Raw genomic sequence first — 14,317 nt, 5'->3', positions numbered from 1 at the left:
CATCAGCGGCGCCGAAACTTGTCAAGGGTGGCTTGGGCGGCTCTCTCCCGACAATTGTCGAGAGAGAGAGACGATTGGCTTCGAAGTCCATCGCTTCGGCATCTTTCATCAGATAGCTGGAGAAGAAGCGCATGGTCGCCGCAACCGCCGGCGGCCAGCTTTTCACCAGTGCTGACAGCGGTCGACAGTGCCGCACTATCGTCACAACAATAATCAACCACACCGAGTTCTCGCGCATTTTCAGCGGTCAGCGGCTCAAGGCAGAAACAGAGCAGACGGGCCTTGACCAGCCCCGCGCGAGCTACCAGCGACTTGATCCCCCAGGGCGTGAGCCACCCGTGCGGCACCTCGGGCAGGCTCCAGTTCGATCCGCGTCCCGCGACATTGACGTCGAAACCTGTGGCGAATGTATCCGCCTGGATCAGTTCCAGCTTGTAGATCTTGTTGCCGACCTTGAAGCCGCCCTCTGCGTTGATTTCCTCGATGGCGAGCCTGGTGCCTTGCGCCCACATCGATCCGTAAGTGGCGGTGGCGCCTGTAAGTGCCTCGATCTGGCCGATCCTGACGACATCCTCGGCGCGAACGGCTGGCGCTGCGAGCTGGCTGCACACCAGGGCTGCAAGCACAAATCCTCTGGATCCAAGCACGTTTCCCTCATCACGCCTTATTATCTTAGTAAGGTATTACTGATATCTTACACGGTCAAGCGCTCGAGGCGTCAGACACCGGGAGGGCGCAGCGCCGGGAGCCGACCGGGTTCTGGGGGGAAATCGCGACAAAATGGTATAGAACTCGACACAGCTCGGTTGACTTGGTGCTTGCGAGTTCTTCAATCAAATTCGGCGCACGGCAGAGGCTTTGGACGTCCCATGGGTAAGAATCCTGCGAACGAATCCACGACTGAGTCACAGGCCGATGCCGCGCATCGACGCCTCGAGGAGATGATTGTTACTCTGCAGCTTCCTCCGGGCAGCCACTGGTCTGAAGAAGGACTAGCCGACAAGATCGGGATTGGCCGCACGCCGGTCCGCGAAGCAGTAAAGCGCCTGCAGGCGGACTATCTTGTCAGCATCTTGCCTCGTCACGGTCTGATGATCACCGAGATCAATCTCCATCAGCAGTTGCTCGTTATCGAATTCCGCAGGGAACTTGAGATTTTCATTTCAAAGCGAGCCGCACGAAGGATCATGGCCGCCGATCGCGAGCGCCTGCTTGCAGCGGCCAGCGAAATCGACGCTGCCGGTAGGCAGGGGAATCTGGAACGGTACCTCCGCGAAGTATTCAATGCGAATCAGCTTCTCGCAAAAGCGGCAGGCAACCCTTTTGCGGCCAGATCGATCTCACCGCTTCACGCGATCTCCCGGCGCTTCTACTACAGGTATGAGTCTGACCTGCAGAACCTCGAAGCCATGGGTAAGCTGCACGGCGAGCGTGCGCGCGCCGTCGCGCGGCAGGACGAGAAAAAAGCGCTTGCCTACGCTACAGAGCTGATGGATCAGATCGAAGGCTACACGCGCAGGATCTTCGAGCGAGGCATCGGGTCACGTGTAGCTTGATCAGCGGTAGGGTTTGGCGATCGTCAGCTGGCCCTTGCTCGGCCCGGCATATCCAGGAAGAACTCCTCATCCATGAGCTTGAGATCGTCCGCTACCTTCCAGGGTGCGAATTCCATCTGATCGAGTACGTCCCGGCGGACGTCGATGCCTGGGGCAACTTCCGTGAGGATCAAGCCCTCCGTGGTGACTTCGAAGACGGCCCGTTCAGTGATCAACCGGGCCGTTTGGCCGCGTCTGACGCCATCAATTACGGAATAGGTAACATGTTCGATCCTGTCGACAAATTTGCGTACCTTACCTTCTTTGATGATACGCAGTTTTCCTTCCGCGAATGCGACTTCGAGGCCGCCGGTGGTGAAAGTGCCGGTGAATACCAGCCGTTGAGCGTTTTCGGCGATATCGATGAATCCGCCGGCGCCAGGATTTGCGGCGCCGAACTTCGATACATTGACCAGACCAGCCCCGTCGAACTGGGCAAAAGCCAGAGCCGCGAACCGGCACGCGCCGCCATCGATGGCATCAAACTGCTGGATCCCGTCCACAATCGCGTCCGGATTCAGGTTGGCTGAGAACTGCCATCCCGACATCACGATGCCCCCGTACGAGCCGTGTTCCGTCGTAAACCAGTAGTCCTTCAGGCCATTCTTCTCGAACATCCCCTGCTCGGCCATCACCAATGGGACATCCGCAGCCGCGCCGAATCCGAAAATGGACAGTTCACGCTTGCGGACTTCTTTCGCCGCACGCAAGGCAACGACCTTGTCGGGCGACATCATAATCAGCGGAAGCTCCGAGAATGGAAGCCGTCTCCCGCCGAAATACGCCGGTTCGAACTTCACGTCGGTCGTCATCATCATCGACGGATCAACCACTACGCAGTCGACGAACACGCCCGGAATTCGCACCTCGGAAGCGGGCCGATTTCCATAGGGTACCACTCGACGCACCTGAGCTATGACGCGGCCACCATGAGCCTTTGCCGCAAGGACGAGCGCAATGTTTGAGGAGACAAGTGCCTCATTCTCAAATGAGAGATTGCCCTCCTCGTCCGTTGATGACGCGTAGATGAAAACCGTGTCAAGCTTCCACGTCGGATAGAACAGATATGGCGCACCTTCGAAATTGATGCGCCGAACCAGATCGTCCTTTGCTCGCTCAGTGAACTTGCCACCGCCATTCTCAGGATCGATGTAAGTCCCGAGACCGATGCGCGTCATGTAGCCGGGGCTTCGGCGCGCGACTTCGCGAAGCCAGTGCATGGTTGCTCCGAGCGGCCAGGAGTAGGCTTCAATCCTGTTTTCCCGGATCAGACGCATGAGCTCCGGCCGCCTGCCTGTCAGCGGATCGACGGGATTGATGTAGGATCCACTGACGATGCGCTTCATGAGCCCTTCCTGCGCGACGTGATCCATTCCCTTGATACCCTGGGCGTCACCCGTTCCGACGGGGAAATAGAATGTCAGATCTCTCGGACCAGCTGTTTTGCGGAAACGTTCTCCAAGTGCCCTGAGCAGCGCATCCGGCGTCACCCAGCCGATTACACCGACGCAACCGACAGAGGATCCATCCGCTATCGAAGCGACAGCAGTTTCGGCATCAATAATCTTGCTCACGCGTTCACCATGAAACGTTGGAAGGTTTCGACAGAGTTCGGTGTCTTGCAGTTCGACGCGAATTCCCTGGACGCAACCTGATCCAGACGCTCCGCATCGGCCATGATGAACGGTTCAAAGAATCGTTTGGCTGACGCGATGGCTTCTCGTGGCACCGCGGCAAGACCAGCGGCCGATCGCATGCTAGAGCGCTCCGCCGACCACGAGTCCGATACGAGCCGCTTCAACACCGCCGATCGGCGCGGCCCCCAAGTCAGGCGACGCGCTCGAACAGGGCCGGTTCGCGCGACTAGTGCCGCCAGCACCCAGGGAGACAGCCAGCCGTTTGGGGCCTCGGGCAGATGCCAACGAGCTGTTGACGCACTGACAACAATGTCGCAGGACGCGGCAGGGATAAAACCGCCACCAAGGGCATACGTCTCCACTGCAGCGATCACCGGCTTCGCCCGATATCCGATGGCGCGCGCGAACGCCGCGGTCTCGGATTCATGTTTGCACATATCCGCTATCGACAGACCGGCCAGTTCCTTCAAGTCGCTGCCGGCGCAAAATGCCGGCGGTGCCCCCGCCAATACGACGGCCCTCACAGCGCCATTCTGTTCGGCACGGGATAGTGCCGCACCGACATCTCGCATCAACTGCGATCTCGGTGCGTTGCGACGTTCAGGACGATCGATTGTGACGATCGCCGGCGCTTCTCTGATCTCGGATCTGATCATGGCGAAGTGTTCCTTCAGTCAATCCGAGCGCCGTCCGCGTTCACTGCGGCTCTGACGTCCTTGCCATCGATAGATCGAGGCAGGGCGTTTTCATGCACCGCAATGGCAGCGGCGAGACCGATCGCATGACCATACGAAAAGCACTGCGCCGTCACACGCGCCGATGCCACCGCCTCATGCTCTGCCGATAAACATCGACCCGCGACGAGCAGCCCCTCACCACGCGCCGGCACGAAACATCCGTAAGGGACCTCGTAGTAGTCGTTGAGCAACCATTCCACCTTGGGCTTGTCGCCCGAGTGCAGCTCGATCGGCCACGGTGACACGGCAATACCGTCGGCGAATTTCGCGCCTTGGATGACGTCTGCATTCGCAAGCGTTTTCACACCGGATACCTGACGGGTCTGACGCACGCCGACCTGGACGCCGGTGTCATTGAGGAACGCCCGTTCACAGCCGACGAGATTGTCTCGGAAGAAGCGCGCATATTCGCGAGCCTGCAGGCGACCCTGGATTTCCGCGTCGGTAAAGTCCTGGTGAAACAGGGTGTTCAGCTCGCGGCCATCCGGTCCGATGACGCGCGTGCAGTTGCAGAGCAGTTCGCCCGGGCGCGTCGTGGGAAACAACCAGATCTTGGCGCGCGGGAGCCTGTATTCGCCGGCGTTGTGCTTGGCCCGGATCATGGCGGAGACCTTCTCCGGCATGATGGTGTCCACACCGTATTCGCGGATGAAGCGATCGACGTCGACGCCCATCATGCGAAAGATCATCGTCGGATTCTGTACCGCTCCGTTGTCGCCAATGAAGTTCGGCAGCCCTGCCATGGCGACCACGTCAGCATCGCCGCTGGCATCGATGACCACCCGCGCGCGAGCGTCTAGCGGCCCCTGCTTCGTCCAGATGGAAAGACCTTCGACCTTATCGCCTTCCATTTGCACCGATTGGGCAACCGCATGGAAGATGACGCGGACACCTGCTTCCAGCAGCATTCCATCGGCTGCCTCCCGCCACACCAGCGGGTCGTGGACGCGCGCCCATGTCTTGCCGTAGAGCAGTGGCTCGCCAAGCCCTCCCATTGCCTCCAGCCTGCGGCAGAACTCATCGGCGAAGCCGAAAACGACCTGCTGCGGGCCTGCCGCAATATTGTTTGTCGCTTCGTACAGACCACAGACCGTGCCGGAGAGCCCGGCAACGGCGCCGCCGCCGCAGAAACCGTAGCGCTCGACCAGCGTAACGTTAAGCCCCTGACGCGCCGATGCTATCGCCGCCGCTACCCCGGCCGCTCCGCCGCCCACAATCAGGACATCGCTATCAACACGAATGCAACTGCGGGCGTCCAAGGCCGCCTCCCGGTTCGTACACCAATGATGTTTTACTAATATCTCAGTTGGTCAATTGTTGCAATACGTCGGACCGCAAGAGCCAATCCGGAGGCGCACGCGGATCGCTGGAGGGACCGATGCCGAGGCCAGCGCTCTAGGAAGGCGTGGACGCCTGGAGGAGAGCCGGCGACTCTGACGAGATGGGCCGCTCGGGCAGAACCATCGGGTTCTGCCCACAATTGCCGCGCGATGCGCACGAATGCCCGCCTTCGCGTTCAAAGCTCACAAGTGCGCGGCCGCCCGCCACCATGCGTAACTGTCATGCGCGAGTCTTTCGAAGAGGCGCAGAACTTGCGCGCCGGCAGCGCGCCTCAGAAGCCCATGGGTACTGTGTCGGTCCGTGAAGAGCCTGCACCTGCGAGACAGTCCTCCAGCATGCGCTGCATCCCGTCGGGATCAAACGAGTCTCTGCGCGCTATCGTAACGAGCGAATTTTGACATTCTGACTTCGTGGCCATCTGGAAATCCAGAGATGATCGCTTTCCCACGAGCTGGAACAGGGCGCGCTCGCCAGGCGCCGAAGCGAAGGAGAGCAGACCTTTTGCACGATAGACACTTAGCGGAAACTGCTTGACGGCTTCACGGAATGCAGCCAGATCGAGCAACCGATCCGATTGCCAGGCCCAGGAAAGAAACGTATCGCCGTGGGATTGTGTCACGGCGCTTGCAATGAAAGCAGCGGGTCGCGCGTTCAGGTCTGGCCTTCGTCGATCCTTCGGACCGAATATGATTTCGGACGAAATCCCGGCGTGTGCAGCCTCCAGAATTCGCATGTGCGGCTGAGCGCCGCGCAGGATTCCGCGAACCTCATCAATGGTCTTCGTCGACGCCAGATCTATCTTGTTGAGAATCGTGATGTCTGCAACCGCAGCCTGATCGATCGCGAATTCGGTTTCCTCGTAGCTCAACTCGGGAAAACTCAGACAATCAAGCAGGCAGACGATGCCGTCCACCTCCACCGCATCCTTCAAGGCGTTCGAGAAGAAGGTCTCGGCTACGCGGCGAGGCTGCGACACACCGCTTGTCTCTATGATGATGTGATCCGGGGGCGCTTTGCTTGAAAGAAGCCGACGAACACCGCCAATCAGATCAGCGTTGATGTTGCAACAGACACAGCCATTTTTCAATGAAACGACATCAGGCAGAATCTCGCTTATGACTTCCGCGTCGATGTTCAACGCCCCGAAGTCATTCACGAGCACGCCCAGTCGACGGCCTTCTGGCTCTTTCAGCACGCGCCGGACAAGTGTCGTTTTTCCAGCGCCCAGAAAGCCGCCAATGATTGTAACCGGCGTCATGTCTGTTCTACGAGAGACTGCACTCTGACACCATCAACATATGTTCCAAGTACCTTTATTTCGCGCAAGTTCTCTAGGTCGACTGACAAGGGACTCCGATCAAGGACAACAAAGTCGGCACGTTTTCCTTCAACGATACTTCCGACAAGGTGCTCCATCTGAAGATGATAAGCAGCATCTATTGTTAGCGCCTTGAGCGCAGTTGCAATATCAACGCGCTCGCTCGCTCCGATCACCACTCCAGATTGCGTGCGCCGTGTTGTTGCGAAGTAGAGACAGACCATCGGGTTTGGCCACGTCACGGGCGAGTCACAATGGTAGGAAACCCGCATACCGATACGTGCCGCTGTTCCAAATGGCAGCACCGCATCCGCAGTTTCGTGCCCTAGCAAGTCCTCGCGCAAAGGATCGCCCCAGAAATGGGCAAGAGGGTTGAAGAAACTACAGACCAGGCCGAGTTCATGAGCACGCCTAACCTGATCCGGCTTCATGACCATGCAGTGTTCCAGGCGGCACGGTCCATTTGCATCCGGATAGGATTTGAATATCTTCTCAAACAAATCCAGAGTCGTATCGATTGCCACATCTCCCAGCGCATGCACAGCTAGTTGCCAGCCCTGCGAAATCGCAGCCGTCATCAACCTTTCCTGCTCATCGCGGCTGTATGTCGGATGTCCAACATTGTCAGACGGAAGGCCCAGTTTCTTGATCGTCAATTCCGTATTGAGATATGGGCGCGACACGGCAGCCGTGCCGAGGAACAGCGCGCCATCCGCCCAGAACTTGATTCCGATGGTCCTGAAATGATCGTCCCCGCTGCCCAGAGTTGACACGTAGGGCTTATCAAGTTCTCCCTGCTCATACACCCGAATCCGGATCGGCAGGGTTTCCTGCTTGCGGACAGTGTCGAAGTAACCGGCCCACTCGGGAACCATGCCCATTTCGGCCGTGGTTGTGTATCCCGCAGTAGAGTATTTGGACAGCCAGTCACGCAGTTCGCGGACCGCACGATCCTTTCCGCACTTCTCCAAGAACGCGTCGCGCGCGTACCAGCTCGCATTCTCGACCAGTTTCCAGGGACGTCCCTCTTCATCCCGAATGACCTGTTTATCAAGTTCGGGACTGAGCTGCCCATCGAGACCGCAGGCGGATATCGCTTTGCTGTTGAGGTATGATCCGTGAAAGTGAAACAGCGTAACCGACAGCGGGTTGTCAGGCGCAATGGCGTCAAGCTCGTCTCGGCTTGGCTCTTTCATTCCTGCATGCAGCGTGGGATCCAGGCCGACCGCCATGATGTACTCGCCAGGCTTTGCCTTCGCGACCCGACGCCTGATCTTGGCCAGAGCGGCTTCATAGGTCGCGGTATGCACGGCTCGGATATCGATAACGGGTTCACCCCAGGTCAGCGCACTGAACAGAGGATGCCCGTGCGCCTCGATGAATCCGGGCAGCAAGGCCGCGCCTTTGAGGTCAACAACATCTGTCTCCGGCTGACGCAGCGCCAGAATGGCGTCTCCGGTGCCCAACTTTGCAATCTTGCCACCCTTCACAGCCACAGCCGCCGCGATCGGCTGCGCAGGGTCCATCGTCACTACGGTGCCGTTGAAAAATATGCGATCAACCATCGTCCTTCAAGCGTTTCCTTTGTTGCTGCTATTTTTCGGCTTCCGGATGGAAGCTGCGAGCGCTCCAAGCCGGTCTCCAATGCGCCCCATTTTCCGGCACGCTCCTGAACGCCATTCGGCACCAGCGAGCGCTGCCTCGGACCATCACCGAGCCGCCGAGCTACGCTGGAGTTGCCTGCGTTCAGGATACCGGCATCGCAAAAGACATTTCCATCGCATTCCCTGAAGTTCTGCGGATTTTCTGCGCCGCACACGGATTGTCGGTGAAAATCTCCAGAATGGCATAAAGCGGCAACTGGAGAACCGACCTTTCAAGACCCCCAAGCTGAACAACTCGAGCTCGACGTTACCCCTGCTCAGATCGGATACGGAGAGACCCGAGACACGTCATTTTTCCACGTAGTGGACGGGAGATCAGGAAAGGAGGGTGTCTCTCATGAACCAACGTAAACGGTCTTCAAAGACGTGTAGAACTCGCGTGCGTGCTTGCCCTGCTCCCGCGCGCCGTAGGATGACGCCTTCCGTCCCCCGAAAGACACATGATAATCGACGCCCGCAGTAGGTACGTTGATCATCACCATGCCAGCTTGTGAGCGTCGCCTGAAATCCGCGGCCAGCTCGAGAGAAGTGGTACAGATTCCTGATGCAAGGCCAAATTCTGTTTCGTTCGCAACCGCAACTGCCTCTTCGTAATCCTTGACGCGGATGACCGAGGCGACCGGCCCGAATATTTCTTCGCGGTTGATACACATCTGATTGTCGGTGTCGACGAACAGCGCCGGCTGCAGGAATAGCCCTCAGTGTCGCGCTTCAGCAGCTCGCCGCTGAGCCCCCTCCTTGCGTCCAATGTCAATATATCGCAGGTCCTGCTCTAGCTGGGATGAACTCGCCACCGGACCTATATCAACCCCGGGCTTCAGAGCATTCCCGACCGTGAGGTGCGATATGGCGGAGACCATGTGCTCCACGAACTCATTGTGGATGGCGTCTTCGACAATAAGGCGGCTTGATGCCGTGCAGCGCTGGCCGGTTGAAAAATACGAGCCATTGATGGCTACGCTGACAGCAACATCGAGATCGGCATCTGCGGCAACGATCACAGGGTTCTTGCCGCCGAGCTCGAGTTGCACCTTCTTGCCGCGCTCCACGCAAGCGACGCTGATGCGTCGGCCGGTCGGCACGGAGCCGGTAAAGCTCACGGCCTGGATACGGTCCGATTTGACGATTGCGTCGCCAACCACCGCACCGGAGCCCCATGACCAGGTTGAAGACGCCGGCCGGCGTGCCAGCGCGCTGAAGGATATCGGCGAGGATCCAGGCGCAAGCCGGTACCAGCTCGGCTGGCTTGTAGACAACCGTGTTGCCGTAGGCCAGAGCCGGAGCGATCTTCCAGGCAGGGATGGCAATTGGAAAATTCCATGGCTCGATTATGCCAATGACGCCTTCCGGCTCCCGAATGACCTCGACCTGGATACTGGGACGGACAGAATCCAGTCGCTCGCCTTCCAGCCTGATAGCTTCGCCCGCGAAATACTTGAAGATGCGGGCTGCGCATACAGTCTCGCCAATTGCTTCAGAAAGCGTTTTGCCCTCTTCGCGAGCGAGGATGTGCCCAATCTCAGCCCTCCTTGCGAGGATCTCGCTTCCGACGCGGTCAAGAATGTCCGAGCGAAATTCGGTCGTCGCGCGCGACCAGGCCGGAAACGCCGCTGTCGCCGCATCAATGGCCCTCTCGACATCCTCCCTGTCGGCCGCCGCGTACTCGCCGATGATGTCGCTGGCATCGCTCGGGCTCGAGTTGACGCTGCTGTCGTAACCAGCGATCCATTCGCCACCAATGAGATTGCGATTCAACATTCCTCTCCTTCCATCATGCCGCGAGCCTGTTCAGAACAGGGAGGGCGTCCTTGAGCGCGGTCGCATAGCGCGCAACACCTTCCTCGATGTCGGAGCGAGAGATGGACAGCGGTGGCGAGAACGAATTGACATCGATATAGGGTAGCGCCCGCGTCAGCACGCCACGTTGTGCCGCCAGCTTTGCCACCAGCCGGTGCGAGTTTGAGTCCGGCGCGAACGGCCGTCGCGTGGCTCTGTCGGCAACAAATTCGATACCGATCATCAGGCCGACGTCCCTGATGTCACCGATGTATGGATATTAGGCCAGACGCTCCCGTAGAAGCTGCAGCATGTACGGCCCATCCGCGGCGCATTTTTCCACTAGTCCCTCTCGCTCCATGATGTCGATGTTGGCCATGGCGACTGCACTGCCGACCGGATGGCCGCAGTAGGTAAAGCCGTGCATGACCGCTCCGGTCCGGGGCGAGGCGTCTTCAAGAACCTTCCAGATGCGATCGGAAATGGCGGTGGCTGAGACCGGGAAGTATGCGCTGGTAATGCCCTTTGCCATATTGACGATGTCCGGCTTCAGCCGGAGTGTGCGCGTGCCGAACCATCGGCCCGTGCGGCCGAATCCGGTTATCACCTCATCGGCAATGAGCAGAATATCATGCTTGTTGAGCAGGGTCTGGATTTTGGCGTAGTAGTCCGGCGGGGGGATCAGCACGCCGCCTGTTCCCATCACCGGCTCGGCTATGAACGCCGCGATCGTGTCCCCCCCTTCGTGCCCGATCATGCTCGCAAGATCAGCAACCATGCGGTCGCAGAATCGCTCCTCGCTCTCGCCGTTCCGTGCAAACCGATAGTAATGCGGACACGAAGTATGCAGAACGCCTTCGATCGGCAGGTCGAAGGCGGTGTGGTACGCAGAAATACCCGTCAGGCTGCCGCTCGCGTACGACACACCATGATAGGCTCCCAGTCGCGAGATGACTTTCTTCTTTTCCGGTTTTCCGCGCAGGTTGTTGTAATAGCGGACGAGCTTGTATGCCGTATCATTGGCATCGGATCCAGACGAGCCGAAGGCGACGCGCGCCAGATACGGCGCCTCCGCTCGTTCCCGCAGAAGCGACAGCACTGGATGGCCAATCGTATTGTGGCCTCGTTCGAGGCAGTGCCGAACATATGAGAGTAGCTCAGTTCCTGCATCGCTTTGGAGGCGGCAGCGGCTATCTCGCTGCGTCCATAACCGACGTTGACGCACCAAAGTCCCGCGCCGAAGTCGATCAGGTCTGCACCGTTTCGCTCGGTCAACCTTGCCCCTGTGGCCTTCGTATAGATGATTGGTCCATTTTTCTGCTGATCAGCGATGGACGTTACCGGATGAAATACACTGAGCTTATCCATCTCCTCGAGGGAGAAGTTCGCCTGCGATCGGGTCATTTCTGCTTACTCCGCAAATCTTTTCGGACGCCGGCGGACGCGTCTGCCGTGCCGGCTATTGTGCGCAGTGCCGCGACTGGCGCGAACTGCCGTATTATTTCAGCGCCAAGCTGGCCGGGGTACTGCACGATCAGTCGCATCGGCTCTTCCAGCGCTTAGGTCAACGCGATGCGAGGCGCGGCTCTCATGTAGATCGCGCCGCCCGTGTCGCGAGCACCTTCAAAAGAGACCGATCGCGCTCGGCTTCGAGTTCGGCTATTGAGCGACCGTTCGCTTCCGCCAGGACCCCGGCCACGAGCCGGTCACAAACATCGGGCGTGAGAGCCGGTGCCCCGAGCGTTGCCCAGCGACGCTCCTGGCTTGACCCAAGATGCTTCAGGTAGTGTTCCATACCGCCGGCTCCGCCGCCGAGATGATAAGCCATATGCGCGCCAATCACCGACCAGCGCAATCCGGGCCCATGCACAAGCGCGGCGTCGACAGCTGCGACATCGGCGATGTTCTCCGCAACGATGTTCACGGCTTCCCGCCAGAGCGCCGAAGCGAGCCGATTAGCTATGTGCCCGACCACATCGCGAGAGAGCACAACCGGCTCGCGACCGAGACCCTTGAAGAATTGAATAGCTGCCTCGCGCACATTTGCGTCGACGGCATAGATTTCAACGAGGGGCATGATGTGTGGCGGGTTGAAAGGGTGCGCAGTGATGAAGCGTGCACTGCGCTCCAACCCGATTGCAAGCTGGGACCATGTCAGGGACGAGGTGCTGCTTGCGATCACGGCGTCGGGACTGGCCGCTGCTTCTACGCGGGAATAGAGCTCCATCTTGACCGACACTGATTCCGGAGCGTTCTCCTGAACCCAGAACGCATCAGCGACGGCTGCCTCAGGCGTTTCGGCAAGGCGAAATGATCCTTGCTTCAATCGAGACGCCGAGGGAATGCAAATCTGGTCACGACATCGGGTAACCCGTTCTTGCATGCTCGATATTGACTTCGGCATCGGATCCCAGCCGACGACATCATAGCCGTAGGCTGTGAACAGCGCCGACCAGCTCTGGCCGATGAGCCCGCAGCCCAGGACCGCGATTGTACCGTTTCGAGCGGTCATACTGAGACACCAGTCCGGCTGCCTGAAAGATTGGCGAACTGTGCGAAACCGGCCGCCGAGGGAGGGAGAACTGACGATCCGCAAAGTTCTGGCGCCGACGCGCATGGATGGGGCCGATTTTGCAGTTTAGTGCAAGAGCTCATCATCAGGTCCAAGGATCGAAGGTCGAATGATCACGCTGCAGAGAGACGGCCCCGCGCGTTGGCATATCTGTCGCCGGGCCGGCGCGGCGATAGGCGGCTGCGCCTCACCGACAATGCCCGAGGGTGTCGACCGCGCGATATGGAATGCTCGGCATGGCCGCGCTGCGGTGCCGATATGACTCCACGCTCACGTAGGGCTGCCTATCTCGTCAGCTCATCCATGACCTGCCTGGTCGCCCGAAAGGCGAGATCAACAATTTCGTCTATCTCTGCTTCCGATACGACCAGAGGCGGAGCAAAGCCGAGGATATCCCCATGCGGCATTGCTCGCACGATAAGTCCCTGATCACGAGCAGCCTTCGAGATGCGGGCCGCCACCTTTTGCTCAGGATCAAACCGTCGCTTAGTCTGACGATCGGCAACGAACTCGATCGCGCCGAGCAGGCCCACTCCTCTCACTTCTCCGACGATTTCCAGCTGTGCAAAACGCTCCTTGAGCCGCTTTTGGAAACGGGAGCCGACGACCCTCGCGTGATCGGTTAGTCTTTCTTTCTCGAAAATGTCGAGAACTGCGTTCGCAGCAGCGGCAGCAATCGGATGGCCGGAATAGGTATATCCGTGCGAGAACGCCCCGACGCGATCGGCTGCCTCCTCCATCACCGCGTAAACCTTCTCGCCAACGATGGCTCCCGACAGCGGCATGTAGCCCGATGTCAGACCTTTGGCGACTGTCACCAGGTCCGGCTGGATGCCGTAGAGCGTGCTACCGAAGTCCGCGCCGGTTCGACCGAAGCCGCAAATGACTTCATCCGCGATCAGAAGTACGTCATACCGCTTGAGCACGGCCTGAATTTCACGCCAATAGCCGGCAGGCGGCGGTGTGATACCCCCCGTACCAAGCACTGGCTCGGCAATGAAGGCGCCAATCGTCTCCGGCCCCTCCCGCACGATCAGCTCTTCTAGCTCGGCTGCGCGGCGACGAGAGAAGGCCTCCTCCGTCTCGCCTCGCTCGGCGCCCCAATAGTGGTGCGGCGCACCCGTATGCAGAATGCCCGGGAACGGGAGGTCCATATGATCGTGGTAGAACGACATGCCGGTCATCGACCCGGAAATCACCGAGCAGCCATGATAGCCACGCTCGCGCGAGATGATCTTTTTTTTTCTGGGCTGACCACGCAGATTGTTATAATACCAGACGAGCTTTGCCTGGGTTTCGTTGGCGTCCGATCCGGACAGTCCGAAGAAGACTTTGCTTGGCTTGCCCGGCGCCATTCGTACGAGGCGATCTGACAGGGTCGCCAGCTCTTCGGTCGTGTGCGCCGCGTATGTGTGGTAGTACGCCAGGCTGTAAGCCTGCCGTGCAATGGCCTCAGCAACTTCGGCGCGACCATAGCCGATGTTTACGCAGTAGAGACCGGCAAAGCCATCGATGTAACTGTGACCCTCTGCATCCTTGATACGAATGCCCTTGCCGCCTGTGACAATCGTGGGATCACCGATCTTGCCACTAGCGAATTCCTTGAGCTGAGTGAAGGGATGCAGAACTGTCGCGCGATCTCGTTCAGCAATTGTTTTGACATCAATCATGCCGAAT

General features: G+C 59.0%; 11 protein-coding genes and 3 pseudogenes. 1 reads left to right on the top strand and 13 read right to left on the bottom strand.

Features of this window, described 5'->3' with window-relative positions:
- Positions 1–2: 2 nt before the first annotated feature.
- A complete protein-coding gene (locus tag ABIB80_RS22180) occupies positions 3–626 on the bottom strand; it encodes an ABC transporter substrate-binding protein (RefSeq protein WP_354128339.1) in 624 nt (207 codons plus the stop codon).
- A 243-nt stretch (positions 627–869) separates the two neighbouring features.
- Between ABIB80_RS22180 and ABIB80_RS22175 the strand changes: the two genes are divergently transcribed.
- Entirely contained in the window at positions 870–1,556 is a 687-nt protein-coding gene (locus ABIB80_RS22175) for a GntR family transcriptional regulator (protein ID WP_354128338.1), read from the top strand.
- Positions 1,557–1,579: 23 nt separating this feature from the next.
- On the opposite strand, the gene ABIB80_RS22170 is transcribed toward ABIB80_RS22175, so the two are convergent.
- The 12 genes and pseudogenes from ABIB80_RS22170 to ABIB80_RS22120 all read right to left on the bottom strand — a co-directional run bounded on the left by ABIB80_RS22170 (position 1,580) and on the right by ABIB80_RS22120 (position 14,310).
- A complete protein-coding gene (locus ABIB80_RS22170; RefSeq protein WP_354128337.1) occupies positions 1,580–3,169 on the bottom strand; it encodes an acyl CoA:acetate/3-ketoacid CoA transferase in 1,590 nt (529 codons plus the stop codon).
- Positions 3,166–3,888: an enoyl-CoA hydratase/isomerase family protein gene (locus tag ABIB80_RS22165; protein ID WP_354128336.1), complete on the bottom strand. Its 723-nt coding sequence runs from the start codon at positions 3,886–3,888 to the stop codon at positions 3,166–3,168. The genes ABIB80_RS22170 and ABIB80_RS22165 overlap by 4 nt, the downstream gene beginning before the upstream one ends.
- Positions 3,889–3,902: 14 nt before the next feature.
- On the bottom strand, positions 3,903–5,228 hold the full coding sequence (locus tag ABIB80_RS22160) for an FAD-dependent oxidoreductase (protein WP_354128335.1): 1,326 nt from the start codon (positions 5,226–5,228) through the stop codon (positions 3,903–3,905).
- Positions 5,229–5,581: 353 nt separating this feature from the next.
- Complete coding sequence (locus ABIB80_RS22155; protein WP_354128334.1) at positions 5,582–6,568, bottom strand: CobW family GTP-binding protein; 987 nt, start codon at positions 6,566–6,568, stop codon at positions 5,582–5,584.
- Positions 6,565–8,193, bottom strand: a complete 1,629-nt coding sequence (locus ABIB80_RS22150; protein WP_354128333.1) for an amidohydrolase — start codon at positions 8,191–8,193, stop codon at positions 6,565–6,567. Before ABIB80_RS22150 ends, ABIB80_RS22155 begins: the two co-directional genes overlap by 4 nt.
- A 434-nt stretch (positions 8,194–8,627) precedes the next feature.
- A pseudogene (locus tag ABIB80_RS39395) lies at positions 8,628–9,392 on the bottom strand (aldehyde dehydrogenase family protein).
- A gap of 115 nt (positions 9,393–9,507) precedes the next feature.
- Positions 9,508–10,050: pseudogene (locus ABIB80_RS39390) on the bottom strand (aldehyde dehydrogenase family protein); the annotation flags it as partial.
- A gap of 13 nt (positions 10,051–10,063) precedes the next feature.
- Positions 10,064–10,312: a hypothetical protein gene (locus tag ABIB80_RS22140; RefSeq protein WP_354128332.1), complete on the bottom strand. Its 249-nt coding sequence runs from the start codon at positions 10,310–10,312 to the stop codon at positions 10,064–10,066.
- 36 nt (positions 10,313–10,348) lie between these two features.
- Positions 10,349–11,167 (bottom strand): aminotransferase class III-fold pyridoxal phosphate-dependent enzyme, encoded by an 819-nt coding sequence (locus ABIB80_RS22135; protein WP_354128331.1) that lies wholly within the window; start codon positions 11,165–11,167, stop codon positions 10,349–10,351.
- 44 nt (positions 11,168–11,211) lie between these two features.
- A pseudogene (locus tag ABIB80_RS22130) lies at positions 11,212–11,436 on the bottom strand (aminotransferase class III-fold pyridoxal phosphate-dependent enzyme); the annotation flags it as partial.
- A 220-nt stretch (positions 11,437–11,656) separates the two neighbouring features.
- Complete coding sequence (locus ABIB80_RS22125; protein WP_354128330.1) at positions 11,657–12,580, bottom strand: 3-hydroxyacyl-CoA dehydrogenase NAD-binding domain-containing protein; 924 nt, start codon at positions 12,578–12,580, stop codon at positions 11,657–11,659.
- A 344-nt stretch (positions 12,581–12,924) separates the two neighbouring features.
- Positions 12,925–14,310: an aminotransferase gene (locus ABIB80_RS22120; protein ID WP_354128329.1), complete on the bottom strand. Its 1,386-nt coding sequence runs from the start codon at positions 14,308–14,310 to the stop codon at positions 12,925–12,927.
- Positions 14,311–14,317 lie beyond the last annotated feature (7 nt).

The organism is Bradyrhizobium sp. i1.15.2 (assembly GCF_040548425.1).
GTDB lineage: Bacteria > Pseudomonadota > Alphaproteobacteria > Rhizobiales > Xanthobacteraceae > Bradyrhizobium > Bradyrhizobium canariense.
This window is presented reverse-complemented; position numbering and strand designations above follow the sequence as displayed.

Bases quoted from the DNA above. Each gene is read 5' to 3' on its own strand.
- ABIB80_RS22120 (WP_354128329.1), bottom strand. From the start codon at position 14,310: ATGATTGATGTCAAAACAATTGCTGAACGAGATCGCGCGACAGTTCTG.
- ABIB80_RS22175 (WP_354128338.1), top strand. From the start codon at position 870: ATGGGTAAGAATCCTGCGAACGAATCCACGACTGAGTCACAGGCCGAT.
- ABIB80_RS22150 (WP_354128333.1), bottom strand. From the start codon at position 8,193: ATGGTTGATCGCATATTTTTCAACGGCACCGTAGTGACGATGGACCCT.
- ABIB80_RS22125 (WP_354128330.1), bottom strand. From the start codon at position 12,580: ATGACCGCTCGAAACGGTACAATCGCGGTCCTGGGCTGCGGGCTCATC.
- ABIB80_RS22155 (WP_354128334.1), bottom strand. From the start codon at position 6,568: ATGACGCCGGTTACAATCATTGGCGGCTTTCTGGGCGCTGGAAAAACG.
- ABIB80_RS22165 (WP_354128336.1), bottom strand. From the start codon at position 3,888: ATGATCAGATCCGAGATCAGAGAAGCGCCGGCGATCGTCACAATCGAT.
- ABIB80_RS22140 (WP_354128332.1), bottom strand. From the start codon at position 10,312: ATGATCGGTATCGAATTTGTTGCCGACAGAGCCACGCGACGGCCGTTC.